The sequence below is a fragment of the Paraburkholderia sp. NPDC080076 genome, assembly GCF_050281145.1.
In the GTDB taxonomy this organism is placed as follows: Bacteria; Pseudomonadota; Gammaproteobacteria; order Burkholderiales; family Burkholderiaceae; genus Paraburkholderia.
On the sequence record NZ_JBNNWQ010000007.1, the window covers coordinates 359,501 to 384,620 of the forward strand.

At 61.0% G+C, this 25,120-nt stretch carries 20 protein-coding genes and 3 pseudogenes; 12 read left to right on the forward strand and 11 right to left on the reverse strand.

The genetic code is table 11. The features are described 5' to 3' along the window. Positions 1-475: 475 nt before the first annotated feature. A complete protein-coding gene (locus ACQKRQ_RS27420; RefSeq protein ID WP_427480783.1) occupies positions 476-946 on the forward strand; it encodes a PRC-barrel domain-containing protein in 471 nt (156 codons plus the stop codon). 463 nt (positions 947-1,409) lie between these two features. On the opposite strand, the gene ACQKRQ_RS27425 is transcribed toward ACQKRQ_RS27420, so the two are convergent. Next, positions 1,410-1,637, reverse strand: a complete 228-nt coding sequence (locus tag ACQKRQ_RS27425; RefSeq protein ID WP_427480785.1) for a hypothetical protein — start codon at positions 1,635-1,637, stop codon at positions 1,410-1,412. Between the two features lie 378 nt (positions 1,638-2,015). Next, positions 2,016-3,680 carry an alpha-amylase family protein gene (locus ACQKRQ_RS27430; RefSeq protein WP_427480786.1) on the reverse strand — a complete coding sequence of 555 codons (1,665 nt, stop codon included), beginning with the start codon at positions 3,678-3,680 and terminating at the stop codon, positions 2,016-2,018. 629 nt (positions 3,681-4,309) lie between these two features. Between ACQKRQ_RS27430 and fusA the strand changes: the two genes are divergently transcribed. Continuing rightward, the gene (fusA, locus tag ACQKRQ_RS27435; protein ID WP_427480788.1) at positions 4,310-6,361 is read left to right on the forward strand and encodes an elongation factor G; all 2,052 of its coding nucleotides are present in this window, start codon (positions 4,310-4,312) and stop codon (positions 6,359-6,361) included. A gap of 441 nt (positions 6,362-6,802) precedes the next feature. On the opposite strand, the gene ACQKRQ_RS27440 is transcribed toward fusA, so the two are convergent. After that, the gene (locus ACQKRQ_RS27440) at positions 6,803-7,168 is read right to left on the reverse strand and encodes a nuclear transport factor 2 family protein (protein WP_427480790.1); all 366 of its coding nucleotides are present in this window, start codon (positions 7,166-7,168) and stop codon (positions 6,803-6,805) included. 81 nt (positions 7,169-7,249) lie between these two features. Continuing rightward, on the reverse strand, positions 7,250-7,921 hold the full coding sequence (locus ACQKRQ_RS27445) for a glutathione S-transferase family protein (protein WP_427480792.1): 672 nt from the start codon (positions 7,919-7,921) through the stop codon (positions 7,250-7,252). A gap of 115 nt (positions 7,922-8,036) precedes the next feature. Here ACQKRQ_RS27445 and ACQKRQ_RS27450 point away from each other — a divergent pair, with 115 nt between their 5' ends. After that, a complete protein-coding gene (locus ACQKRQ_RS27450) occupies positions 8,037-8,990 on the forward strand; it encodes a LysR substrate-binding domain-containing protein (RefSeq protein WP_427480914.1) in 954 nt (317 codons plus the stop codon). 677 nt (positions 8,991-9,667) lie between these two features. On the opposite strand, the pseudogene ACQKRQ_RS27455 reads toward ACQKRQ_RS27450, so the two are convergent. Next, a pseudogene (locus tag ACQKRQ_RS27455) lies at positions 9,668-9,871 on the reverse strand (DDE-type integrase/transposase/recombinase); the annotation flags it as partial. Between the two features lies 1 nt (position 9,872). Here ACQKRQ_RS27455 and ACQKRQ_RS27460 point away from each other — a divergent pair. Continuing rightward, positions 9,873-9,989, forward strand: a pseudogene (locus ACQKRQ_RS27460) (IS6 family transposase); the annotation flags it as partial. Positions 9,990-10,120: 131 nt separating this feature from the next. Here ACQKRQ_RS27460 and ACQKRQ_RS27465 read toward each other — a convergent pair. Continuing rightward, the gene (locus tag ACQKRQ_RS27465; RefSeq protein WP_427480794.1) at positions 10,121-10,732 is read right to left on the reverse strand and encodes an MlaA family lipoprotein; all 612 of its coding nucleotides are present in this window, start codon (positions 10,730-10,732) and stop codon (positions 10,121-10,123) included. Positions 10,733-11,211: 479 nt separating this feature from the next. On the opposite strand from ACQKRQ_RS27465, the gene ACQKRQ_RS27470 reads away from it, so the two are divergent. The 4 genes from ACQKRQ_RS27470 to ACQKRQ_RS27485 are packed head-to-tail and all read left to right on the forward strand — an operon-like array spanning position 11,212 to position 14,911. Next, a complete protein-coding gene (locus ACQKRQ_RS27470) occupies positions 11,212-11,997 on the forward strand; it encodes a MipA/OmpV family protein (RefSeq protein WP_427480795.1) in 786 nt (261 codons plus the stop codon). A gap of 10 nt (positions 11,998-12,007) precedes the next feature. After that, positions 12,008-12,733 (forward strand): response regulator transcription factor, encoded by a 726-nt coding sequence (locus ACQKRQ_RS27475; protein WP_427480796.1) that lies wholly within the window; start codon positions 12,008-12,010, stop codon positions 12,731-12,733. Next, the gene (locus ACQKRQ_RS27480) at positions 12,730-13,512 is read left to right on the forward strand and encodes a response regulator transcription factor (RefSeq protein ID WP_427480797.1); all 783 of its coding nucleotides are present in this window, start codon (positions 12,730-12,732) and stop codon (positions 13,510-13,512) included. Before ACQKRQ_RS27475 ends, ACQKRQ_RS27480 begins: the two co-directional genes overlap by 4 nt. A gap of 43 nt (positions 13,513-13,555) precedes the next feature. Continuing rightward, positions 13,556-14,911: a sensor histidine kinase gene (locus tag ACQKRQ_RS27485; RefSeq protein ID WP_427480799.1), complete on the forward strand. Its 1,356-nt coding sequence runs from the start codon at positions 13,556-13,558 to the stop codon at positions 14,909-14,911. 75 nt (positions 14,912-14,986) lie between these two features. On the opposite strand, the gene ACQKRQ_RS27490 is transcribed toward ACQKRQ_RS27485, so the two are convergent. Continuing rightward, complete coding sequence (locus ACQKRQ_RS27490) at positions 14,987-15,265, reverse strand: SET domain-containing protein-lysine N-methyltransferase (protein WP_427480801.1); 279 nt, start codon at positions 15,263-15,265, stop codon at positions 14,987-14,989. 486 nt (positions 15,266-15,751) lie between these two features. Here ACQKRQ_RS27490 and ACQKRQ_RS27495 point away from each other — a divergent pair. The 4 genes and pseudogenes from ACQKRQ_RS27495 to ACQKRQ_RS27510 form a co-directional block, all read left to right on the forward strand. Then, positions 15,752-16,030, forward strand: a pseudogene (locus ACQKRQ_RS27495) (MgtC/SapB family protein); the annotation flags it as partial. Between the two features lie 14 nt (positions 16,031-16,044). Next, positions 16,045-16,308 (forward strand): hypothetical protein, encoded by a 264-nt coding sequence (locus tag ACQKRQ_RS27500; protein WP_408435724.1) that lies wholly within the window; start codon positions 16,045-16,047, stop codon positions 16,306-16,308. Positions 16,309-16,893: 585 nt separating this feature from the next. Then, a complete protein-coding gene (locus tag ACQKRQ_RS27505; RefSeq protein WP_427480804.1) occupies positions 16,894-18,345 on the forward strand; it encodes an ATP-binding protein in 1,452 nt (483 codons plus the stop codon). A gap of 365 nt (positions 18,346-18,710) precedes the next feature. Then, entirely contained in the window at positions 18,711-20,558 is a 1,848-nt protein-coding gene (locus tag ACQKRQ_RS27510; protein ID WP_427480805.1) for a thiamine pyrophosphate-requiring protein, read from the forward strand. Between the two features lie 54 nt (positions 20,559-20,612). On the opposite strand, the gene ACQKRQ_RS27515 is transcribed toward ACQKRQ_RS27510, so the two are convergent. The 4 genes from ACQKRQ_RS27515 to ctaD form a co-directional block, all read right to left on the reverse strand. Beyond that, the gene (locus tag ACQKRQ_RS27515) at positions 20,613-21,920 is read right to left on the reverse strand and encodes a c-type cytochrome (RefSeq protein ID WP_427480807.1); all 1,308 of its coding nucleotides are present in this window, start codon (positions 21,918-21,920) and stop codon (positions 20,613-20,615) included. Between the two features lie 89 nt (positions 21,921-22,009). After that, positions 22,010-22,450, reverse strand: a complete 441-nt coding sequence (locus tag ACQKRQ_RS27520) for a hypothetical protein (protein ID WP_427480809.1) — start codon at positions 22,448-22,450, stop codon at positions 22,010-22,012. Continuing rightward, on the reverse strand, positions 22,435-23,079 hold the full coding sequence (locus tag ACQKRQ_RS27525; protein ID WP_408181315.1) for a cytochrome c oxidase subunit 3: 645 nt from the start codon (positions 23,077-23,079) through the stop codon (positions 22,435-22,437). The genes ACQKRQ_RS27520 and ACQKRQ_RS27525 overlap by 16 nt, the downstream gene beginning before the upstream one ends. Position 23,080: 1 nt before the next feature. Beyond that, positions 23,081-25,114, reverse strand: coding sequence for a cytochrome c oxidase subunit I (gene ctaD, locus ACQKRQ_RS27530; RefSeq protein ID WP_427480812.1), 2,034 nt, complete (start codon positions 25,112-25,114; stop codon positions 23,081-23,083). Positions 25,115-25,120: the final 6 nt, after the last annotated feature.

The following is a 25,120-nucleotide window of genomic DNA, read 5'->3' on the forward strand; positions in this document are numbered from 1 at the left end:
GTCTCCCTTGTGTGCAAAGCGACCAGTTGCGACCCGGGTCGGCGCAACCCTCGCTGCGTTGAATCGCGCAATTCCCGTGCCGCTGTTGGCCCTCGCAAAGGTACCTCGATTTCAGCCTTCGCCGTTCGCCGTCCCCCAGGAACTATTGCGAACACCGCACGACCCGCGCGCTGACACGCGGAAGCCGCTTCGCCGCACAGCAGGAGGTTCCGCTGCTGTCGGTTTTTTCAAGGCGGACGACATCTCGTCTACAGAACGGAAGTGCGCTGGCGAGAAGAGATTGTCCACGGACGACGGGCGGATGGCATATCCCATATTTGCCGACCGGGTTAAGCCCCGCTGAACCTTGGACTTGGACAGCCTCGGCACGAGCCAGCAGGCAGCCGTCGCATGCACCGCATGCGAGGCGCGAACAACGGTCGTCGTGGCATGCGCGTTGCGCGTCCCGAGACATCCACCTTTTCAGGAGTAGGCCATGACAATCCTTGACCCCCAAACGCAGTCCCAGACCGGTGGCCCAGGTGCGAACATAGTTGGCGGCGGAATCGGCGATGGGCCGGGGCCAGATGTAATGGCCGCCTCAACCCTGGATGGCACCAAGGTGATGTCGTCTGATGGAGAACATATTGGAAAAATATCAGACATCATGCTCGACGTGCGCGGCGGCCGCGTCGCATACGCTGTTCTCGCAGAGGGCGGCTTTCTAGGTATGGGCAGCACGCTGCACGCCATTCCGTGGAGCGCGTTGACGCTGGACACCGACGAAAAGTGCTTCTTCGTCGACATAACGGCCGAACAAATCAAGAACGAGCCCGGTTTCGACAAGGACCACTGGCCGTCCATGGCGGACGCACAATGGGGCGCCACGGTCCATCAGTACTACAACCGGGACCCGTACTGGTCTGCTACCCGCGCTGCTAGCAAAGGAGACGTGACTGACATTTAACAGTTCTGTCCTCGACAGGCGGCATACGAAGCGGCCGCCGCCTGCCAGCTAGCCGCGCCGGCAAGACCCAATACAGCGGGTCGCTGACTCCTTCACGGAGGAAACCATGACGAATCGTCGAAAGACACAGACACGTGAGACGGGCCGCGATGATGATAGAGATGACCGACCAGGAGGCACGTCGCAGTCGTCTGGTCCGCCAGTGCCCGACAGCGCTGCTCCGGTCTTGCAGTCAGAGGACGATGACCCATTGGTCGACGAAGACGCGTCGGCATAAAGGTGCGCCGGAACGAGGTGGAGCGCCGATACGGAACATTTTCAGGTACGCAACGAGTGAGGATAGGTGCGACGGGCGACCTATTTGACAGCCGGGATTGCTGCTTCACCTCGCGGATATGCTCGAGCGAATGCCTCGTCCAGGCCGACGCTCGGTGCCGCAGAGGATGCGAATCCGGCCGAGGCATCAAGGCCGCGCCGCCCTCTGGGTGAGAAGCGCCCGATGAGAAGCATTCTTCACTGCGGCCATCTTTTTTGTCGCGGGTTTTGTCGCGACGGCTTTCGCTTTGCTCGCGGCGGTGGAATCTGCAACTCCGCTAATCCCTTCAATCAAGAACTTCATCCGGTCTTTCGCACCGGCTAGCAGGCCGGCGCCGGACCACGCCCACTCCAGGTCGCGCCGGACTTTGGTCACGGTAAAGCGCCGGCTGGGGTCCTTTCCTCCGCCCCTTGCCAGCGCTCCTGTTCTCCTGAGGAAGTTAGGTATCTCTGCCTTCGGGGTCGAAAATATCGGAGGTCTCGCTATCATGGACTTCCCCGGAACCGTAACATCGTGTGCAGAGCTGCCACCGCCCTCCGCCGCATTTTGGGCACGTGATGGTGTTGGACGTGTGAGACATGTCTGAAACAGTCTCGATTTCAGTTATCTGCACTTTTCCCGTCCCGCCACATTTTTCGCACTTGATTTTTCCTTGGCCACCACATTGCTGACAGGTAGTCATGTCCCCCTTCCTAGTGGTTAGGTGTACATGACCATCCTACTCCAAGCGCCCGGGGAACACGAAGCCGCCTGCTAGACCTCGCTGCGTTTGAGCAGATAGTCGAGACCTCCCACGCGATACCAGCGATAGCCATAGGGCTCGAGCACCACCGTGTGCCGTCCGGTTACATCGGCCTGACTGTGTTCGTCGGAGAGCAGGTTGACGAGCCGCGCGTCGCCTGGATCGCCGGTCCCGGTTTTGAAACTGACCGTGCACGCGGTCGCGCTAAAGTTATGCAGACACACCACCGAATTATTGCGCCAGTCGTAGCGTAAGCCGAGCACATCCTTACGCGATATCCGCAAGATCGAGAAGTCTCCCCAGCTGATCTCCGGCACTTCGCGGCGCATGCGGATCAGGCGTTCCATCCAGTTCAGCAGCGAATCTGGATCGCGGCGCTGGCTCGCGACGTTCACGCGTTCAAAGCCGTATGGCCCGCCTGAAATGACCCGCGCGGTCGGCTTTGGATGCTTCGTGAAACCGCCGTGCGGCTCGGTCGACCACTGCATCGGCGTGCGCGCGCATTCACGCTCCGGCAGGCGTAGATCGTCACCCATGCCGATCTCATCGCCGTAACGAAAGACCGGCGTGCCCGGTGACGTGAGCATCACGCTATACGCGAGTTCGAGGCGGCGCCGGTCCCCGTTGAGCATTGGCGTGAGCCTTCGGCGAATGCCGCGGTCATAGAGTTGCATGTCAGGCGCCGACCCGAATGCGGCGAATACGGTCTCGCGCTGCTCCGGCGTGAGACGTCCCAGGTCGAGTTCGTCGTGATTGCGCAGGAACACGCCCCATTGCGCTGTCGCCGGGCGCGGTTTTGTTGCGCGAAGCGCCTTCCTGAGCGGTGCAGTGTCTGCGCTCGCCATCGTATAGAACGTGGCTTGATTGACCTGAAAGTTGAACATCATCTGCAGACGCTCGCCCTCGTCGCCGAAATACTGCATGTCGGTGTCGGGCAGAACGTTTGCTTCGGCGAGGATGATCGCGTCGCCCTTACGCCATTGGAGGAACTCGCGGAAGGTCCGCAACATGTCGTATTGCTCGACGGGCTGCCGCACCTGTGGGCCTTTGGTCGCGATCACGAAGGGCACGGCGTCCATACGGAAACCTGATACCCCGAGCTGGATCCAGAAGCCCATGATCTTCAGCAGTTCCGCCTGAACGTGCGGGTTCGCCGTGTTCAGGTCGGGCTGGAAGTCGTAGAAGCGGTGGAAATACCAAAGGGCTGCTTCCTTGTCGTAAGTCCATGTGGATTTCTGCACGCCGGGGAACACAATGCCGTCTGTTGCGTTCGCGGGCTTCTTCTTCGACCACACGTACCAGGCGCGGTACCGTGACTCCGGGTCGCGGCGCGCGCTCTGAAACCACGCGTGCTGATCGGACGTGTGGTTCACTACCAGATCGATCATTACCCGCAGACCGCGTTGCCGGCACGCGTGCGTGAACTCGGCAAAGTCGCCGAGGGTGCCATAGCGGGGATCGACGTTGTAGTAGTCGGAAATGTCGTAGCCGTTGTCGCGGCCCGGCGAAGGCTGGAACGGCATCAGCCAGAGCGTCGTGATGCCGAGGCCCTGCAGGTAATCGAGCCGGCGCATCAAACCCTGAAAATCGCCGACGCCGTCGCCATTCGCATCCATGTAGGTGCCCACCGACAGGCAGTAGACGATCGCGTTTTTGTACCAGAGGTCGTTTAACATGCGCAATAGATGTCGTGGACTGGTTCGATGCTACGCCTGGAGCGACGATGACAGCACTCACCTGGTGGGAGCATGGCGTCATCCATCCAGTGTACCCGCGCTCCGCTTCGGGACGCGGCGTTTCAGGTCGCAAAGGGTCTGTTCAGCGACTAATAGAGGCCGATCCTTTCTGGAAGGCCCAGGTGTTAATACCTTCCTCCGGCTCGCTTCGGGTGCGCTTGTCGGCACGTCGTATCTGGTCTTCGCCCCCGCGGGGAGAGCGCAAGCAGTCGTACGATCCATCGGCGCCCCCGAACACGCGCCAAGGTGGTCGCCCAACCTTAACGACAGCTCGCCGCCGGTTGTAATCCGTCGGAGTGGATCTGCTACCCGGAAATGCGCAAGCCGCAAGGCATCCGCTGGACGTCTGCCGGCCACGTGGCATCGAGGTCTGGCAATTCGCGCTACAGATTGTGGACGGGCGGACGCCGCCGGCTGTGGCTGCCTACAAGGGGCAGCACGGAATGGTGCTGGATCAGCCGCAATGGAAGTGACACGGCTGCAGCCCGAATCCTACGGCTACCCCGTGTGGCGGACAGGCTCATTTTCACTAATAATGGCCCCACCTCCCTTACTGCGCGAGGGCGAGCATGCGTTATAGCCCCGATGCCATCCGCACCGTCGCCCTGGTCGGGCATGCCGGTAGCGGCAAAACCTCGCTTGTCGAAGCGCTGCTGTACCAGGGCGGTATGCTCCATGCGCCCGGCAGCGTCGAGCGCGGGACTACCGTCTGCGATTTCGACCCGCTCGAACGGAAGTATCATCACTCGCTCAACTCTACCGTCACTCACCTGCATTATCACGACACACGCATCTATCTGCTCGATACGCCCGGTTATCCCGACTTTTCCGGGCCGTCGATCAGCGCGCTGCCCGCGGTCGAGACGGTTGCCGTCGTCATCAATGCGCAGACGGGCATTGAAATGACCACCCGGCGCATGATGACCTGGGCGGGCGAACGTAAACTCTGCAGAATGCTCATCGTGAATGGAATCGATGGAGAAAAGGTCGACCTTCCAGGGCTACTCACGCAAATCCAGCAAACGTTCGGCACGGAATGCCTGCCCATCAACCTGCCGGGGCAGCGTGGCCGCCAGGTGGCGGACTGCTTTTTCAAGCCTGGCGGCGACGCCGATTTCCTGTCCGTGGAGGCAGCGCACAATGCGCTCGTCGATCAGGTGGTCGAGATCGACCCGGCCCTGATGGAGCTCTACCTGGAGCAAGGCGAGGCCATCCGGCCGGAACAGTTGCACGAGCCTTTCGAGCGTGCGCTGCGCGAAGGCCATCTGGTGCCGGTGTGCTTCACATCGGCGGCCAATGGCGCCGGCATTGCGGAACTGCTCGATGTCTTCGTCCGGCTTCTGCCCAATCCGATGGAAGGCAACCCGCCGCTCTTCTATCGCGATTCCGGGGGCCGCAAGGAAGTCGTGCGTGCCGAACCGGTCGCCGACAAGCACGTGCTGGCCCACACCTTCAAGATCGTGATCGACCCTTACATCGGCAAGATGGCCGTGTTTCGCATCTATCAGGGCACGATCGAGCGCGATAGCCAGCTTTATATTGGCGACAGGCGGCAGCCATTCCGGGTCGCCCATCTGTTGATGCTGCAGGGCAAGGAACACGTGGATATCCTGCGTGCGGGTCCCGGTGATATCTGCGCGGTGGCCAAGGCCGAGGACATTGGCCTTGATGCCGTGCTGCACGACGCGCCTGAGGACGGCAACATTCACCTCGTCCCACCAGACTTCCCGATGCCCATTTACGGCCTCGCGATCGAACCGGCGCGCCGCGGCCACGAGCAGCGGCTGTGGGAAGCGCTGCAGAAGCTGACCGCGGAAGACCCGTGTCTGCGTATCGAACGCGAGGTCAGCACCAACGAGACCGTCGTGCGAGGCCTCGGCGAACTGCATCTGCGCTACATGCTGGAGCGGCTATCAGACCAGTACAAGCTTGAAGTCGTGACGCGGCCGCCGAAAATTGCCTATCGCGAGACCATCGGCGGCAGCGCCGAGGGGCACTGCCGCCACAAGAAGCAAACCGGCGGCGCCGGACAGTTCGGTGAAGTGATGCTTCGCGTGGAGCCGTTGCCGCGAGGCGCAGGGTTCGAATTCGTCGACGCCGTCAAGGGCGGCGCCATCCCCGGCCAGTTCATTCCCGCCGTGGAAAAGGGCGTTCTGCAGGTGATCGAGAGCGGGCCGCTTGCCGGCGTCCCGATGCAGGATGTGCGAGTCACGGTCCTCGACGGCAAGAGCCATTCCGTCGACTCCAAAGAGGTGGCGTTCGTCACCGCCGGGCGCAAAGCCTTCATCGATGCGGTGCTGAAAGCACAGCCTATCGTGCTCGAACCCATCGTGGACATCGAGGTGACGATGCCAGAACCCGCGATGGGTGACATCATCGGAGATCTGTCGTCAAGGCGCGGCCAGGTTCATGGCTCCCGCCCCATCGCCGGAGATGCCGTGGTCGTCGTGGGACAGGTGCCGCTTGCCGAACTCAAAGACTATCAGTCGCGTCTAAACGCGATCGCCGGCGGACACGGCAACTACAGTATTCAACTCAGCCACTACGCGCCGGTGCCCGCTGCCACGCAGGAATCGTTGGTGGCGCAGCACAAAAGCCGGGGCGACGCCGCGCTGCCGTGAATGGCCGCCGGTCGTGATTGTCGAGCGGCAGCGTTTGGTCGCGGCGGAAACAGTTAGGTAACGCGGAGATGCGGCGCAGCTACAGCTATAGCTACAGCTACAGATAACACCGAGCCACCCCTTCCGATTTTCCGCAAATAGGCCTGGCCATTCGACGGGTGCCGCGTCGGCGCGCTAATCGTGCCCATAAATTCTGCTAGGGGTATTCGTGCTTTTCGTGCTCGTATGGACCCGGCGCCTTTTGCAAGCTTCTTGTTCGTGATGTCGAAACGGTCTGCATGCACGTATCCGGCTTGCAATTGGACGATAGCCGAAGCACGCCCGCAGCCTTGATGAGATCCGCGCATCCTGTCCTTAGCAAAATCGCGGCTTGCCTAAAAGAGTCACGAACTCTGTGTCACGATGTTTATGCACCGGAAAGCCAAGCGGATCATGGCGCGGCTATGACGGCACGGAATCGAGAAAGACGTAGAGTGCTTCAATCTTCCCGTCGCGAACGATGATGACATCCACGCCCGTATAGTCGGGTGCCTCACCACGCGGACCGGAACCCCATGCGAGGCGACCAGCATTGTGGAGGGCCTGCGCTTCACCGTGCGGCGCATAAACAAAATGCGGGTGCGATGCTCGAAGATCTCCCGCGAACTTGTCGAGAGCGTCGTGCCCGACGAACGTACCTGGAGGTACGTAGAGCACACAATCTTCGGTATAAAGCTCCTCGATGGCTGCGCGACGACGCTTTGCGTCACCTTCGCCAAAGACCTCCTGAAGGTTACGATAAAGCAGTTCATGGATACGGTCGCTCATTGCGATTCTCCTTGGTGATTGACTATGGACTGAGCCCCGTCACGATGTGTAGATGTCTGGGGAATTGGAGGTTGCATGGCGTTACTGGGCGAGCGCCGCGGTCTTTGCGATGGCCGCGACGACAGCCGGTCGCGTCAAAATCTCTTCGTACCAGCGAGCGACGAACGGAAATTTGTCGAGGGCCACGCCAATCGCCTGATGACGCCACACCCATCCGAAATGGGCAATGTCTGCGATGCTGTACTCGACGCCAGCAGCGTATGGATGACGTTCGAGAATCTGGTTGAGCACGCCCAGCGTCCGATCGACCTCCGCCAGCGCCCGCGCTTTTGCCTCGGGTTGCGGCGACGCCTGGATCGCTACCTGAAATGACTGCAGGAACGCCGGGCTGAGGCCGGATGCGTGGAAGAAAAGTTGCTCGAAGACCTTGCCGCGCTGGGGGCCGTCTTTCGGAAGAAGCTGCCCGGTCTTCTCTGCAAGGTGTACGAGGATCGCGGCAGACTCGCTGAGTATCACGTCGCCGTCCCCAGGAACGGATCGGTCGATGAGAACCGGGACTTTTGCGTTGGGATTCAGTGCCTTGAAAGTGTCAGTCTTCTGCTCGCCCTGGCGCAGATTGACGCGAACCAGCCGATAGTCGAGTCCCATCTCTTCCAGTGCGATGGGAATTTTGATGCTGTTTGGGCGTGGCAAATGCATGAACTTCGAGCATGCTCTGTTGTTGCGCGCCATCGGGGCCGGCGAAATCGACAAGCGCTGGTGTCCTCTTTCGTTCCATGATTTATCTCCTGTGCGACGAGACAAATCTACGGCAGCGTGCTACTTTTCGAAATAGAAATGATTGAAAACCATCGTTGCAGAATTGCCGATGTCAAAATTACCGGACTTTGAAGGTTTCGCGATGTTCGCGAAGGTCGCTGAAGAAGGTTCGTTTGCAGCCGCGGCGGCGGCAATGGGCGTTTCCGTTGCCACGGTTTCCCGGGCCGTTACCCGTCTCGAGGAGCGACTGGGGGGACGGCTTTTCAACCGTACCTCCCGACGACTTGCACTCACGGACTACGGCCATACGCTTGCCGAGCGAGCGGCGAAAATCTACGCTGACGCCGAGGAGGCCGAGGACTTCGCTCGTGAGACCTCGAGCCGGCCGCGTGGTCTGGTAAAGCTCGCCGCACCACTGTCCTTCGGTGCTCGCTGGGTCGCCCCGCTGCTGCCTGAGTTCTTCCGGATCTATCCGGATATTGCCGTGGACCTTCATCTCACGGATGCCCATGCCGATCTGATTGGTGATGGTTTCGACGCCGCCCTCCGTATCGCGATCATGGAAGACTCGTCACTCGCTGCACGTCTCATTGCACCGGTGCGTCGGTTTGTAGTGGCATCTCCAGCCTATCTGTTGCGCTGTGGTCGACCGCAGCATCCACGCAATCTTGGCGGCCACCAGTGCCTGACCTACGCCAACAGGAGCAGGCGCGAAGTTTGGCGCTTTACCCACCAAAGTGGCGAGGAATGCACGATCACACCAGCCGGCGCATTGCGAGTGACAAGCGTAGAAGCGTTACTGCCCATGCTCATCGCAGGACTTGCCATCACGGAGCTTCCCGAGTTTGTCGCGACACAGTATTTCGCGGACAAACAGCTTGAACCGATTCTGACTGACTGGCGCCTACCCGAAGGTGGTCTGTATTTTGTTACCCCCACTGCTCGCGCACGCCCAGCGAAGGTTAGCGCGTTGGCTGAGTTCTTCATCTCCAGACTTGCCGCAGCGGAATGGAGCGCAGAGACACTGATGGGTTGGAAACCGCCTGGCGATCACATCAAGTGATTGTGACGTCTACAGCGTCCGTGGTACGGCAGAATTTCATGACGTCTGTTGCTGATCAACGTACTCGGTACGGCTCCGCCGTTCAGGCGACGCGAGTTACTCGAGGCTTTGCCGATCGTCATCTGGTGCGTATGGGCTGACTTCGTCTCTTGGACCGGCGTCTCTTCTTGTCAGAAAGCTGCCATTTCTCTCGTTCGAGCCCGTTTGGCCGCAACGGGTGCGGGCTGACTGTCGCGAGAACACCAGGGCTCGATCAACGCGCGATCAGCGATCAGCGCGCGAATGCCGAGAAATCCCTCGGCTTCTCCGCAGGCCAATCCTGCCGAACACGCTTGCCCGGTCCGGATTGGACGCCGACTGGATTCCTTATGCGCCGCTGCCGTACGGCTGGGTGATGATCTCGAGATTGTGGCCGCTCGGATCTTCGAAATACGTGCCTCGACCGCCATCGTTCGTATTGATCTCACCCTCCCGGCGGTGAGAGGGATCCGCCCAGTAGGGCAATCTGCGGCTCTGTATTCGCGCAAGAATGCAATCGAACTCGGTCTCGCTCACCAGAAACGCGTAGTGTTCCGGCCGCGTTTGATGATCATCGCTGGAGAAGTCCAGCGTGACGCCGTTATCCAGTTGCACGGCAAGGAACGGCCCGAAAGGCTTCGGCTCGGGAAGTCCGAGTAGATCGGTGTCGACCGCTCGGCGTTACGCGCTCCGAGTGCGGCCAGATCGGCGCCGCTCTTATCCGCGATAATCGTTTCGGGTTCACCGTTCTGGTCAATCGCCTTCTCGAAGCGGCGCGCAGCAGCCTTGTCACGGTGGGCGCGCAACAGGAAATCAACCGTGTTGCCCTGCTTGTCGATGGCTCGGTACAGGTACTTCCATTGTTCGAGCGTGCACCGCTGGGTCATCAAGCTCGTGCCGTTGTTCGAAAAGGCGTTTCGACGGCACAAGCGAGCGGTTGGCAAGAGCTGGAGGATGGACGAAACCTACGTCAAGGTCAAAGTCGCTACTGCCGTCAAAGTACTGCTTTTCAGGTAATAAGATCCCCCGCCCGATTCAATTCATGTTGAACGTCCATGACTTACCGTGCACTTACCAGTGCGTTACGAAACTGTCATGCGATGACGCAGAGGTCATTGCGATGCGGTGCCGGAATAGTCGGGCAGCAGGTCGGCGCGTTTGCTGACAAAGCGGGTGCCAGCTACGGATGCCTGGACCGCAGTCGATGCAGCCCCGAAGGGGTTGAGCAAAGCGCCGACGGCGATGTCGCTCACGTTCCGCACGCTGCTTGGACCGAACACCGGCACGACGAGATACGGCCCGAGCGGTACGCCATAGTGCGCAAGCGTCAGGCCGAAATCCTGGTGATGCTTCGGCAGACCCGCGGGCGTTGCCCAATCGATCAGCCCGCCAATGCCCAATGTCGAGTTGAACGCAAAACGCACCACGTCCTCCGTCGCGTCCGTCGCGTTAAGTTGCAGCAGATCGTCGGCGAAATTGCCGATGTCGCCAAGATTGGAGAAGAAGTTGTGGACGGCAGTTTGCACCGGTGTCGGCGTCACCTTCTGGTAGGCGGTGGCCATGCGTCTGGCCACGTACGTGTCGAGCCTGTCGTTGAACGAGAAGATCGCCCGATTCATTGGCTCGAGCGGGTCGCCGGCGGTCTGCCCTGAACCCGTCGCGCATCCGCATGAAAGAAGCGCTGCTCCGATCAGCGCCACGTTGCGTGCCTCACCGTTTCTCATACGAAGTCTCCAGCAGGGGATCGGACGACGGGACCGGCCAGGCACGCGTGCGCGTCGCCGCAGACAGTCGAACTGATGATGAAGCCGGAGGACTTACCGCTTACTTACCGCCGAATGGCAACGAACGGACGGCGACGGACGACGGATGATCTTGCCCTGTGCTGGACGTGTCAGGTATGTCGCGCTGTGACGCCATGCTACTGGCGCGACAGTGTCGGACTCGGTGGACGCACGATCCGGCGCGCCCGGTTTCGGCGCCGACGCAAGTTTTTTTCGGGCGGCTTTTGGCGTTCGCGGCCATGGGCGCTCTGCTCCCTCAAGGACTCGCGGCCATGCGGTGTTTATGTGTTTCGTCTCTGTGTTCTGCGCGTTTTTTGGGTAAGTAACGGGTAAGTCACCCGGACCTACAGTCGACTCCGTCTCATCTATCCACTTCAGGAACGACTGTGAAGAAGACTATTCGCCGTGGGAGCCAGCTAATGCTAGCCGTCACCTCAGCTTGCCTGTGTTCGGGCGTTGCCTGGGCGGACGGTGCCAGCGCGGATCCGCCCAGCGTAGACGACTCGGGTTTCACCGTGCTGAGCAACTCCACGAACGTGACCCACTGGGGCCTCGGGGCCGCAGCCGGCATCGAGCAGGCGCCTTACAAAGGCTACGGCACCAAATTCACGCCGATTCCGCTGATCTTCTTTGAGAATAAATGGGTGCATGCGTTCGGCACCTCGCTTGACCTCAAGATCGGCAAATGGAATGAGGTGAGCTTCTCACTGCGCGGCAAATACGCGATCGGCGACGGATACAAGCAGTCTGATGCGCCGATCCTCAACGGCATGCAAGACCGCAACGGCGCGTTCTGGTACGGTCCGGCGCTCTCCTGGCACACCGCGTTCGGCACGCTTTCCGGTGACTTCCTCGCCGGCGGCAACAAGGGCGAAATGGCCAGCATCGACTTCGGAAAGTCCTTCGAGTACGGCAACTTTTCGATCGGGCCGCACGTCGGCGCCGAATGGCTGAGCAGCAAGTATGTCGACTACTATTACGGTGTGCGACCGTCGGAGGTGCGTGCGGGGCGTCCCGCTTATTCAGGAAAGTCCACCTACGACATGTCGTTGGGTGCGCGCGTCGACTATAAGTTCACGCGCCAGCAGATCGTGATTCTCGACGTCGGCGCGTCGCATCTTGGCAGCGGCATCACTGACAGCCCGCTGGTTGGGAAGAGGTTCATTCCGCAAGCCAGGATCGGCTACCTTTATCAATTCAATTGAGCGCAGCGTCATGTCGCGAGTTGCACTGATCGAAGACCACGAGCGTCTCGCCAGCATGGTGCGCAAGGCGCTGACGGAAGCGGGAATCGAAGCCGATCACTTCAGGAATGTATCCGAGGCAAGCTACGGTGTGAGCCGTGCCGACTACGCGGTGCTGATCATCGACCGCGGATTGCCGGACGGAGACGGACTCGCTTTTCTGCGCGAATTGCGCGCTGCGGGCCAGATGACACCGTGCCTGATGCTGACGGCTCGGGATGCCTTGCACGATCGTGTCGACGGCCTCGAAAGCGGCGCCGACGACTACGTGACCAAGCCGTTTGCGATGAGCGAGCTGGTCGCACGGGTGCGTACATTGATGCGCCGGCCACCGGCGCTTGAGGAGCTGGTGCTGTCGTTCGCTGACATCACGGTGGATCCGCAGCAACGCGTGATGCGCAGTCAAACGCGGTCGGTACTGCTTGCCCCTGCCGAACTGCAGATCATGCTAGGTCTCGTGAAGGCAGCCGGCGCAACGGTCCGGCACGCCGCACTCGAACATGCTGCATGGGGTTTGGGCGACGCAGTGACGCCTAATGCGCTTGAAGTGACATTGCACCGGCTACGCAAGAAGCTGACGGCAATCGGCACGACCACGCGGCTCGTGAATATTCGCGGGGCGGGCTTCGCGCTACACCCGTCTTCAGGACGGACGGGTTCGCATGAGCAGGCGGGGCCGAGAAGGAGAGGGGCATGAAGCAGACAGTTCTCGTGGTTGACGGCGACTCCTCCTGTCGCGACGCATTGCGAATGCTCCTGCAGTCGAGCGGTTTCGAGGTGGCGGTTCTGTACGAGCCAGACAAGGTCGCGAAGCGCATCGAAGTGGAGCGACCGGCGCTCATCCTGATGTCGAGCGGGACGACCTTCGGCAGTGGGCTCGCCGCGCTGCTGACGCTACGACGCAGCGGTGACGACCTGCCAGTCATCATGCTCGGCGAACAGGACGACGTGACCGAACGTATCGTGGCACTCGAATGCGGCGCCGACGATTGCATCTGCAAGCCGTTTAACGTACGTGAAGTGCTGGTGCGAATCCGCTCTGTTCTGAAACGGTCGAGACAGGTTGCCCTGCAGGACCCGGCATCCAGGTCGCCGTTCAGTTTCAATGGCTTCGTACTGGACTTTGCGTCGCGCACGCTCACGTCCCGCGGTCAGCCGGTCCCGCTCGTGCAAAGCGAGTTTGCAATCCTCAACCTGTTTACTACGGCGCCGGGCAGGATATTTTCGAAAGAGGCCATCGCACGGCGCATCTGGCCCGACGAGCCGCCCCGACCGGCAACCGTGGGTCTTTGGGTGCATCGCCTGCGCAGGCGCATTGAGCGGGACGTCAGCGCTCCGGAACTGATCCAGACGATACGCACGAAGGGCTATGTGTTTCGTCCGGAAGTCGGCATGCCAGACCCACGAGCATTGCTTAAGCACGACCGGTTGGTTGCCCAGTCTTCGGCTGCGTCAATTCCCACCGGCGTCAGCTGAACCGCTGACGGACTCGTCCGCCGCTACCCTATATGGTCTCATCATGCTCTCTCACTGGATTCGAAGTCTTTCCGCGCGGCTGTGGCTGACCAGCGTCGCAGCGCTCGCCCTCAGTCTGACCATACTGGCCAGCGTCGTCGTCTACGCGTCCAATCACTTTCCGGAGCAGGCACTCGGGCGGCACGAACAGATCGAAAGCGTCACGGACGTTGCAAACGGGGTCGTCTTCGACAACGCTGGCCGTCCGATCTCGGTAGGGCTGCCGGATGAGAGGGCGTGGCTGTTCGCGGTCGCGCACACCGAGCTCATGTACCGGGTGCTCGACGAGCGGGGCAAGGTGCTGCTCTCGTCCGACAGCGCCCGGGACGGCGCTGCCTGGATTGCCGGCGATCTGCGGGGGGCTGTCGGCAGGACAGCGGAAGCGACGATCGGTAACAAGGCGTTCGACATTGTGACGCTTCCCGTCAGACATGGGGATGCGGTCTTCTACGCGCAGACCGCAACGAGCAAGCGCCTTGTCGACGTGATGATCGGCGCGAAAGTCAAACAGATCCCGGCAATCGTCAAGGTCACAATTCTGCTTGCGACGATCGTCTTCGGACTGACGCTCACGATAACCGTGCATCGGGTACTCGCACCGCTCAGAGAGGCGTCGGACGCTGCGGCATCGATCACGCCGCGCAACCTGGCGACGCGCCTGTCGCTGCGAGGTATTCCGAGCGAAATCAAGCCGCTGATCAACGCCTTCAATGATGCGCTTGCGAGACTGGAAAATGGTTTCGCTGTGCAGCAACAGTTTCTCGCGTCCGCCGCGCACGAGTTGCAGACGCCGCTTACGTTGATTCGTGGTCAGATCGAACTGCAGCCCGAAATCGAGGACAAGGAATTACTGTTTCACGAGATCGACCTGATGGCCCGGCAGGTTCGGCAGCTGCTGCATCTTGCAGAGGTCAGCGAATCGCAGAACTACACCTTTGGAGAGGTGAACCGTGTTGAGGTTGCACAGGACGTTGTCTCCTATCTGGAGCGCAAGGCTGACAAAAAGCAGGTGAAGCTTCGACTCGACGCAACCGTTACGCTGTCACCCATCTGGGCAGACAGGAGTGCGCTGTTTATCCTGCTCAAGAATATCGTTGAGAACGCGATCAACGTTTCGCCGGCCAATAGCGTCGTATCACTGATCGTGGACAACGTGTCAATTCAGGTTCGGGACGAGGGACCCGGTATCCGGCAGGAATACCTTCCATTCCTCTTCAAGCGGTTCTGGCGCGCACCGGATGCAAAGCACGACGGCGCCGGCCTCGGGCTGGCCATCTGCAAGGAAATTGCGCTCGCTCACGAATGGCGGCTGACGGTAAGCAGGCTGTTGTGCGGCACGAGTTTTACCGTCTGGCTTTAGCGACGCGAAGCGGTGACTTTGCTTGCTGCACGATGCATGCTCCCCTGAGAACACGCGTGTGGCTCCCGCAAAGTCTCACCTGAAGGTGCGCTCAGTCGTAAGCCTGTAGGCGATTAAAAGCTCGTCGCCCGGCATCGTGGTTCTGAGCGTCTCGATGAAAACCCGACCCCGCTCGTTCTCGATCGCCTCGCAGTTCGGCTGGCAGGTGCAGTCGATCGTCTTTTGCGAAACAGCGGCGTGAGACAGGATGTGTAACCCGGTGAGTCGGTGAGCACATTGAAAACGGCTAGTTCCACGTTGGCTGGTGTTAGTGGTCAGAATAGCTGCTAGCGAAGGTTCATAGGGCGCTAGCATGGTCGTTGATGATGCTAGCGTGCCTAGCACACGCCTGACATTTCATTTCGTAAAACGCGCTTAGCCTCGAACCAGCAACACTCCTTTCCCTGGAGCGGGCGCTCGGCACAGTCGGGTCAACGCGGAACGCTACCATGCATATCGCTCAGAATATCCCTTCACACAAGCATTCAAGTTTGTTCCAGAACTCGTCCACCAAGATTCGCTCGTTGGAATGGAGCTTACGTACCTGTTCCTGTTTGGCGGTCTCAGCAAACGCCATCGCGTTTTCCGCGCCGAGATTCCTCGCGACGCGTCCCCCGAAGCTCGTAACGAAATCTCGCGCTGCCGGTGGTTCACTCCGGGCAAAATTTCAACGCTCGTCGCGAGCATACCGACCCGGGAAATCGTCAATCTGTTTTGCGCACGAAAATCGCGCCGAGGCGCTGCCGGCTGTCATCGAAGAACCCGATGGGAGCGTTAACCGGACGGCCCAACTGTATGCCGATGTCGCCGACACGGCTTCCCGGCAGGCCTAAAACGGACCTATCGAAAGGCAAAGTGACAGGAAATATCGGGTTTCTGTCGCGCCTCGTCCTGGCGGCTCTACTTCGGAGCGTCACCGGCTTTGAGCGCGAAAGATTGAACTGGGCGGCAGGTTTGCGCACTCACATGCTCGTGTGCGTCGGCTCGTCGTTGGCCATGCTGGTATCAGCGTTCGGATTTGGCGATGTGTTGGGTGGGAAGAACGTCGTGCTCGATCCCTTCCGGATTGCCGCCCGGATGGACAGGGTAAGCCCATGAGCCGCACTTATCACTATCACGGATTTGACATTGAAGTGGCCGTTGAGACTGACTTCAGCTGGAAGGCCGGACCCAAGGGGACAACCAGCGTCGGATTTGTGGCGGTCGTGAGGATCAGCAAGGCCGGTGCATCTGTCGCTGTCTTCTCGCCGCTGCGTTTTGGCGAATCCCGAGGCAGGCCATTTCTCAGTGAGGCCGATGCGCTGATGGGCGGCTATAGCGCGGGACGACGTATTGTCGATGACTTGTTCAATTCGTAACCCTGTGCCCTGATGCGCATGCCGCACAGAAAGCCTGGCAGTCATCGATCCAATTCTCCGACTCTCTATGGCTGCCATGGCGCCATGACCGGCCGTTCGGTAGCGCCCCTCGTGGCCGCACTGAGCCTCGCTGACCGGCTCTGGTCGACCCCCTTCGGGTGTCCGCTGTCCGCACCTAACCAGCCGACGCGCAGCTACCATAACGGTTTCAGGCAACCCGCGGCCATTGACCCAGAAAGAGATTTCGCCTGGCACCAGTCAGCTCGTCGGTGCGCGCGGCTGCACTGACTTGCCATCGGTTGCGACAGCTCGGTGGGTCAGTCCTATGATTGTCGGTATCCCGCGCGACGATCAGCTAAGCAAGGACCGGGCCGCCGTGCGCCTCGCCCCGCTGAGCCGGAGGGTCGCCGCGGCGTCGCCCGACTGCGGTTTTACGCACGAGGGGCGAGGAGATCAAGGCGCGGTCGCCGGCGTCTGCATTGCGGATTTCCCCGAAAGAGGCGGTCGCGGCCCTGAAGATGTCGATCCGAATGCCTTAGGCACCCAGATTGCGCGAGGCATTGCTGATTTGTGGAGGCAGAAGATATGTCCCGGTCTAGTCCTCTACAGTGGTCCAGACGGTCCGCTCCCGTTAACTATGCAGTTGCAGTTCTGTCGGTTGTTGCGGCCCTCGTCGCCGCGCTGCTACTAGAACCTGACATGCACAGTAGTCCGTTCGTATCGCTGTCTCTATGCGCGATCATGTTTAGTGCCTGGTTCGGTGGCCTCGGCCCGGGTTTGTTCGCGACCGCACTGTCCGTTGCGGGTTTCACTTATTATTTTGTCCCGCCGATCGGTTTCGCGGTTGCGCCCACGGACTTGCCGCGCGTCGTGCTGCTTGCGGTGACAGCACTGTTTGTGGTGTGGCTGAACGTCGCGCGAAGAGGTACCGAAAGCGCATTGCGGCGGAGTGAGGCCTATTTGGCTGATGCCCAACGGCTGAGTCATACAGGGAGCTTTGGCTGGAGGATAGCTAGCGGCAACATTGTCTGGTCGAAGGAGACATATCGGATATTTGGAGTAGACGAAACGGTCAAGCCGACGATCGACCTCATCCTCCAATGTGTTCATCCGGATGACCGAGAACTTGTACTGCATGAAATTGATCGTGCGGCACTTGGCAAGCCATCCTACGACTACGAACACCGTCTTCTGATGCCGAATGGAGCGATCAAGTACCTGACCGTCAGGACCCATCGCGTGAAATACGAATCGGGCGAAGAGGAACTCGTTGGTGCACTGATGGACGTCACGGCAACCAGGGAAACGCAAAAGGCGTTGGACACGGCACGGGCGGAACTCGCCCGCGTCGCTCGTGTAACAGCCCTCGGACAGATGAGTGCCTCGATTGCGCATGAAGTGAATCAGCCCCTTGCCGCCATTGCTACCAGCGCCTCAGCTGGCTTGCGCTGGCTGACCCGCGAAGTTCCGGAAATAGGCGAGGCGCGCGCCTGCGTGAATCACATTGCCGAAGAAGCCAATCGGGCGAGCGAAATCATGCGGAGCATTCGCGATCTCGCCAGGAGGGCAGATCCGGAGGTGGTCGCACTTGACATCAATGCGGTCATCGATGAGACGGTCGCTCTCGTAAAGCAGGAGGCGCTCAACCATCGAGTAACCGTGCAGGTGCAACTCGCGCCGGAATTGCCCCTGGTGCGCGGCGACCGGATCCAGCTGCAGCAAGTGATCATCAATCTTGCAATCAACGGTATCCAAGCCATGGTGGCAGGCATCGATCGCGCGCGCGTGCTGACCATCCGAACCGAACGGCGCGAATCCGACCAGGTGCTGGTGGCGGTACAGGACGTCGGCATCGGCACGGAGCCCGAGGGGCTGGACCGGCTTTTCGCCGCATTTTACACGACGAAGCCAGATGGTATGGGGATGGGACTATCCATCTGTCGTTCGATCATCGAAGCTCACGGAGGGCGGGTGTGGGCGTCCCGCAATATTGGCCCGGGAATGACATTTCAATTTACCCTTTCCGCGTATCGATAACGTAGCCGTGTCTAAAGGCGGCTTGTCTCGGGTAAACGGTCATCGCCGGAGCCACGCGAACGGTCCGGGAGAAATCGATAGCCTTTGAACGGAATTGGCGCTTCGGGCGACGACGGATCGGAGACAGATGCTTTATGCATGCTCCGTCATATTCGCCGACCTCGGCCTCCACTTGACGGTTACCGTCTGACAGCAATCCTGTCGTGCGCGCCCGATAACTGGACACTCATCCTTGACGATTACAGCCTGCAATACCGCGGAACGGGACTTGCGACAGGCGAAGCAGGCATACGACGAATGGCGAAATGGCCCAGCCACACATCCCCTCAACCGTCGTCGCTTCAATCGTTTTCAAGGAGAGCGTGATGTCCGACACCGTTGGCGACTTCATCATCGAACGGCTCCACGCCTGGGGCGTCCGCCGCATCTACGGTTACCCCGGCGACGGGATCAACGGCGTCTTCGGGGCCCTCAACCGCGCTCAATCCGAATCCCGGAAACATCGCAAAAGCAAGGACGAAGGCAAAGAAGCACCCGCCCCGATCGAATTCATCCAGGTCCGGCACGAAGAAATGGCCGCCTTCATGGCTACGGCTCACGCCAAATTTACCGGTGAACTCGGTGTGTGCATCGCCACCTCTGGCCCTGGCGCCTCGCATCTGATTACCGGCCTCTACGATGCTCGGATGGATCACATGCCGGTCCTCGCCATTGCCGGCCAGCAAGCCCGCGCGGCGCTCGGCGGCCACTATCAGCAGGAACTCGACCTCGTCTCGATGTTCAAGGATGTCGCCGGCGCCTTCGTCGAACAGGCCAGCGTTCCCGCTCAAGTCCGCCATCTGGTCGACCGCGCCGTGCGCATTGCGCTCTCCGAGCGCAAGGTCACCGCTATCGTGCTGCCCAACGATCTGCAGGATCTGCCCTACGAAGCACCCGGCCGCAAGCACGGCACGCTGCATTCGGGCGTGGGCTACCGCGCGCCGCGTCTCATGCCCTATCCCGACGATCTCCAGCAAGCCGCCGACGTCCTCAACGCCGGTAAGAAGATCGCGATCCTCGTCGGCGCCGGCGCCTTGCATGCCACGGATGAAGTCATCGCCGTCGCCGAAAAACTCGGTGCTGGTGTCGCGAAGGCGCTGCTCGGCAAAGCTGCCCTGCCCGACGATCTGCCTTGGGTCACCGGTTCGATCGGCCTGCTCGGCACAAAGCCGAGCTACGACCTGATGACCGAATGCGACACGTTGCTGATGATCGGCTCTGGCTTTCCCTACGCGGAATTCCTGCCGAAAGAAGGCGCGGCCCGCGGCGTGCAGATCGACATCAAGGCGGACATGCTGAGCCTGCGCTATCCGATGGAAGTGAATCTGGTCGGCGATAGTGTCGAAACCTTGCGCGCGTTGCTGCCGCTGCTCGAAGAAAAGCCGGACCGTGCGTGGCGCAAGAAGATCGAAGGCTGGACCGCGGACTGGTGGAAGACGCTCGAGAAGCGCGCACACGAACCCGGCAAAGACGCGGTCAATCCGCAGCGCACGGTGTGGGAGTTGTCCAAACGCATCCCTGCTAACTCCATCGTCACGAGCGATTCCGGATCGTGCGCGAACTGGTACGCACGCGACCTGAAGGTACAGCGCGGCATGATGTGCTCGCTGTCCGGCGGACTCGCGTCGATGGGCGCGGCCGTGCCGTACGCGATCGCCGCCAAGTTCGCCTACCCTGAGCGACCCGTGATCGCATTGGTTGGAGACGGCGCGATGCAGATGAACAACATGGCGGAACTGATCACGGTCTCGAAGTACTGGAAGAACTGGGCCGATCCGCGCTGGATCTGCATGGTGCTGAATAACGGCGATCTCAACCAGGTCACGTGGGAGCAGCGCGCGATGGAAGGCGATCCGAAGTTCGAAGCATCGCAGGATATTCCCTCGGTGCCCTATCACAAGTTTGCTGAATTGATCGGCCTGAAAGGCATCTACGTCGACGACGCCAAGCAGATGGGTGCGGCGTGGGACGAAGCCCTCGCCGCGGATTGCCCGGTGGTCATCGAAGTGAAGGCCGATCCGAATATCGCGCCTTTGCCGCCGCATATCACGCTCGCTCAAGCTAAGGCGTTCGCGTCGACGCTGATGAAGGGCGACCCCGACCAGGGCAACGTGATCGTCGAAACGGCCAAGCAGGTACTCGGTGCAGTACTGCCGGGCCATCACGACAAATAGAGCACGCGTCATGACGGCTCGGCCAGCCATGCATACTGGGGCATTCCGGCCGAACTATTTGTGCAGGGCATGCCGCACCGCGGACACGTCATGGGCCGTGACCGGCTCGGCCGCATTGCCCCACGTGTTGCGGATAAATGTCAGAACGTGTGCGAGTTCGCTGTCCGTTAGCTTGTCCGCAAAGGCCGGCATCTTGCGCGTCTCGGGGCCACCGTCCGTGCTCGGACTGCCCCCGCCCTCCACGAGCAGACGCACGAGCGAGGTCGTTTGCGGAGTGAGTACAGCCGGATTGCCCGCAAGGCGCGGATATTTTTGCGTGACACCCGTGCCGTCCGACTGATGACAGCGCGCGCAATACGCTGCGTAGATTCCGGCGCCGGGCCGCTCGACTTCGCCTGTTTTCAGCGCCTGCGCGCTCTGCAACGCGCCGCGCGAACGTGGCTCGAAGTGGCCGCTCTGAGCGCGTGGCGGCAGACTCTTCAGATAGTTAGCGATGGCCGCGAGGTCGGCATCGTCGAGATATTGCGTGCTGTCTTCCACCACTTGAACCATGCTACCGAACGCGACCAGGCCGCCACCGTGGCCATGTTTCAGGAAAGCGGCGATGTCTGCCGCGGAACTTCGTCCCAAGCCCGAACCGGCGTCGGCTGTGAGGTTCGGTGCGAACCAGTGATCGTTAGTGCCGCCGGTCAGATAAAGCGGACTCGCCTCGGTGTAGCCGCGTTCCTCATACGCCGGCCCGCGCGGCGTGTGGCACGCACCGCAATGACCCAACGATTGCACGAGATACGCACCGCGATTCCATTGCGCGTCGCGCCCTGCGTCCGGTTTGAAGCGATCGCCCGGCACGAACGCCCAGTCCCAGAACGTGAGCGCCCAACGCTGATTGAATGGGAACGGCAACTGAGTTGGTCGAGCGGGGGCGGCGACCGGCAGCACGCCATGCATGAAGTACGCGTAGAGCGCGTGCATGTCGTCATCGTCGATCTTTGCGAACGATGGGTACGGCATCGCCGGATAGAGCCGCTTGCCGCCTCGCGCGACGCCATCGCGCAAGGCACGCGCGAAGTCGTCATAGCTATAGAGACCGATACCTGCCTGCGGGTCCGGCGTGATGTTCGACGAATAGATGGTACCGAACGGCGAGGCCATGCCCAGACCGCCGGCGAACGGCGTCGCCGGAATCGGTGTCGCGCCGGGCCGCATGATGCGTGGCGCGGCCGTATGACAGCCCGCGCAATCGGCGGCTTTCGCGAGATAGGCACCGCGCGCGATCTGCGCGGCGTCGCCGGGCGTCGCGTTGCCGGGCGCGGAATCGGCTGTGTAGCCGGATGCAAGCGTGCCGAGGGTCAATGCGAGCATCGCGGCGGCAATTCCGCGACCGCTTCGAAACCATCGCCCAAGCGAGCCTTCGCGGCGTGGTGAAACGGATGAGTTGGGCGCGCGCATTGTTACCACCACTTGCACGGCGACACGAGCGCCAGTGCGATATCGGTTGCAACCAGTGCGAACAGAAACAGCGCGCTCGACATCGCCGCGACGCGTGTCAGGAAGGCGTCGAGTCCGCTTCGCTTCTGGCCGGCGGCGCCCGAGCCGCCCTCCTCCGCTTCAAGGCGACGAACGTTTCGCCAGGCCGTCATTGCGCCGAACACGCCGGCCGCGAGACATAGCGCGCTGACGGCGACGAGCGCCGGACGCATCCATGGCAGCGCCGGCGACGACAGCGGCTGATCGAATGGATAACAACTCTGCGCGGCCAGCGTCTCTGCGATCACCATCTGTGCCAGCCATGCGCACGGCGGGACCAGCAGGCCGACCAGCATGCGCCGCATGGCCCCGGTCGGCGCGCAAGACGGTCCGACGCTCAACGGCGGCTTCATGTCCCCGGCCATGATAGATTCCGAAACAGGTAAGGCGTCAGATACAGCGTGCTGAAGATGAACAACCACACGACGTCCACGAAATGCCAGTACAAGCCGCCGATGGTCAGCGCGGCGCAGCGTTTCTCGTCGAAGTAGCCCAGCGCGGTCCACAGCAGCAAAAATAGCAGCACGACGATGCCAACCACGACGTGCGCCATATGGAATCCTGTGATCGTGAAATATAGCGAACCATACAGATGCGTCGTCAGGCCGTACGGATGATCGTGCCATTCGAGCAGTTGAATGCTCACGAACACGATGCCGAGCAAGACGCCCACCGCCATCGAGGCGACGGCCCATCTCAAGCGCCCGCGCCTCACACAACGCTCGCACAACCAGACGAACACGCTGCTCGACAACAGAATGATCGTGTTCGTCATGCCGAGACCGAGCTTCGGCAGGCCTTCAGGCGGCCAGCGCTGCGTACTCTGCGAGGCCAGATAGAGATACGAAAAGATCAGATAGCCGAACAGCGCGCCTTCGGTCGCGATCAGCGTGAGGCAACCCCACCAGCCGCCCGAACGCTCGCCCGCGCTGCCGATCGGCAGAGGTTCGGTCGGTTGCGCGGCTGTCCGACTCAAATCGGCGGCGTCGCTCATGTCAATCTCCCGAGTCATGAACGGTGGCCGGTTCGCGCTGGATCAACGCACGTTCGGGCCACAGCCACACGATGATCGACACCGCACACCCCATCAGCATCGCACCGGCAAATGTCCATGCGCTCATCGCAAGTCCCGCGAATACCAGCGTCGCGAACACGGCAAGCCAGAACGGCGAGTAGGAATCGCCCGGCATCTTCAGGATCACGTCGGGATTTGCTTCGAGTGCGGTGGTGCCGAGCGCCTCGCGGCCTTGCGCGAGCAGATAACCTTCACGCAGTTGCGAGTGCGTGTGAAGCGTGACGCCTGGCTCCTCGATGCGGCCTTCCCATAACGGATGACGGCTCGCCAGCGTCGGCACCACCGCGAAGTTGTATGGCGGTGGCGGCGAACTCACCGACCATTCGAGCGTGGGCGCGTCCCACGGATTGTCGCCGGCCGGCTTGCCGCGCTTCAGGCTGACCAGCAGATCGATCATGAAAATCAACACGCCCGCCGCGAACAGAAACGACCCCAGCGACGTGACGAGATTCACCGTGTTCCACCCCATGTCGGCGGGATACGTATAGATACGCCGCGGCATGCCGAGCAGACCCGCGATATGCATCGGAAAGAAGGCAATATTGAAGCCCGCGAACAGCACCCAGAAACCGAACTTGCCGAGCCGTTCGCTCATCATCCTGCCTGTGAATTTCGGGAACCAGAAATAGATGCCGCCGATCACTGGAAACACGTTGATGCCGAGCAGCACGTAATGCAGATGCGCGACCACGAAGTAGGTGTCGGTGAGCTGCCAGTCGAATGGCACGGCTGCGGTCATCACGCCGGATACGCCGCCCACCACGAACAGAAACACGAATCCCGCGAAAAACAGGAATGGCACGCGAAACACCGGCCGGCCGGTCCAGATCGTCGCGATCCACGCGAAGGTGGCGACCGCGCTGGGAATCGCGATCACCATACTGGCCGCGCCGAAAAACGACAGCGCGAGCGCGGGAATCCCGGTCGCGAACATATGGTGAATCCACACGACGAAACCGATCACCATCGTCGCCACCGTCGAGAGCGCGACCGGCCCATAGCCGACCAGCGGACGCCGGCAAAACACCGGCAACGCATCGGAGACGATGCCCATGGCCGGCAGCACAACTGCATAGACCCAGGGATGCGCGAAGATCCAGAACAGGTGTTGCCACAGTAGCGCACGTCCGCCGTTCAACACGTCGAAGAAGTGCGTGCCGATGCGCCGGTCGAGCCACAACAGAAAGAACGCCAGGCTTACCGACGGCACCGCCAGCAGATTGCCGCCTGACGCCGTGAGCGTGCCCCACACCAGCACGGGCATTCGGTCTAGCGACATGCCAGGCGCGCGCATCCGTAGCAACGTGACCACGAAGTTCATCGAGCCGACAGTCGTCGAAATGCCGAGCAGCACCATGCCGAGCGCGTAGACATCAATATTCGGTCCGGTGCTGTACTCGAGCCCCGAGAGCGGCGCGTAGTTGAACCAGCCGGCATCCGGCGCCTGCCCCGTCGGGAAGCTTGCATACAGGAAGATGCCGGCAAACAGAAACACCCAGTATGAAAGCGCATTCAGACGCGGGAACGCCATGTCGCGGGAACCGAGCACCAGTGGCCACAAATAGTTCGAGAAGCCGGATAGCACCGGCAACGCGTAGAGAAAGATCATCGTCACGCCGTGCATCGTGAAAAGCTGGTTGTACTGCTCGGGCGTGAGGACCGTCGCGTTGGGCCGCGCGAGCTGGATGCGCATGATGAGCGCTTCGATGCCGCCCATCAGCAGGAAGATGAACGCGGTCACCAGATAGCGCAGACCGATGGTTTTGTGATCGACCGTCGAGAGCCAACCACGCCAACCCGGCGGCGCTGACCAGATCTCGCGCAAACGCTTTTCTTCGACACTCCCGGGCGCGACGCGGCCGTATTGCGGCGTGCGCTCGAGCGGCAGCGCCGAACTGTCTGCCGCGGCCTGCCGTGCCCCTGGGGTTGAAGCGGGCCTCGCGTGATCGGACATTGAAAG

Bases quoted from the DNA above. Each gene is read 5' to 3' on its own strand.
- ACQKRQ_RS27420 (WP_427480783.1), top strand. From the start codon at position 476: ATGACAATCCTTGACCCCCAAACGCAGTCCCAGACCGGTGGCCCAGGT.
- ACQKRQ_RS27430 (WP_427480786.1), bottom strand. From the start codon at position 3,680: ATGTTAAACGACCTCTGGTACAAAAACGCGATCGTCTACTGCCTGTCG.
- fusA (WP_427480788.1), top strand. From the start codon at position 4,310: ATGCGTTATAGCCCCGATGCCATCCGCACCGTCGCCCTGGTCGGGCAT.
- ACQKRQ_RS27440 (WP_427480790.1), bottom strand. From the start codon at position 7,168: ATGAGCGACCGTATCCATGAACTGCTTTATCGTAACCTTCAGGAGGTC.
- ACQKRQ_RS27450 (WP_427480914.1), top strand. From the start codon at position 8,037: ATGTCAAAATTACCGGACTTTGAAGGTTTCGCGATGTTCGCGAAGGTC.
- ACQKRQ_RS27465 (WP_427480794.1), bottom strand. From the start codon at position 10,732: ATGAGAAACGGTGAGGCACGCAACGTGGCGCTGATCGGAGCAGCGCTT.
- ACQKRQ_RS27470 (WP_427480795.1), top strand. From the start codon at position 11,212: ATGCTAGCCGTCACCTCAGCTTGCCTGTGTTCGGGCGTTGCCTGGGCG.
- ACQKRQ_RS27475 (WP_427480796.1), top strand. From the start codon at position 12,008: ATGTCGCGAGTTGCACTGATCGAAGACCACGAGCGTCTCGCCAGCATG.
- ACQKRQ_RS27480 (WP_427480797.1), top strand. From the start codon at position 12,730: ATGAAGCAGACAGTTCTCGTGGTTGACGGCGACTCCTCCTGTCGCGAC.
- ACQKRQ_RS27485 (WP_427480799.1), top strand. From the start codon at position 13,556: ATGCTCTCTCACTGGATTCGAAGTCTTTCCGCGCGGCTGTGGCTGACC.
- ACQKRQ_RS27490 (WP_427480801.1), bottom strand. From the start codon at position 15,265: ATGCTAGCGCCCTATGAACCTTCGCTAGCAGCTATTCTGACCACTAAC.
- ACQKRQ_RS27500 (WP_408435724.1), top strand. From the start codon at position 16,045: ATGAGCCGCACTTATCACTATCACGGATTTGACATTGAAGTGGCCGTT.
- ACQKRQ_RS27505 (WP_427480804.1), top strand. From the start codon at position 16,894: ATGTCCCGGTCTAGTCCTCTACAGTGGTCCAGACGGTCCGCTCCCGTT.
- ACQKRQ_RS27510 (WP_427480805.1), top strand. From the start codon at position 18,711: ATGTCCGACACCGTTGGCGACTTCATCATCGAACGGCTCCACGCCTGG.
- ACQKRQ_RS27515 (WP_427480807.1), bottom strand. From the start codon at position 21,920: ATGCTCGCATTGACCCTCGGCACGCTTGCATCCGGCTACACAGCCGAT.
- ACQKRQ_RS27520 (WP_427480809.1), bottom strand. From the start codon at position 22,450: ATGGCCGGGGACATGAAGCCGCCGTTGAGCGTCGGACCGTCTTGCGCG.
- ACQKRQ_RS27525 (WP_408181315.1), bottom strand. From the start codon at position 23,079: ATGAGCGACGCCGCCGATTTGAGTCGGACAGCCGCGCAACCGACCGAA.
- ctaD (WP_427480812.1), bottom strand. From the start codon at position 25,114: ATGTCCGATCACGCGAGGCCCGCTTCAACCCCAGGGGCACGGCAGGCC.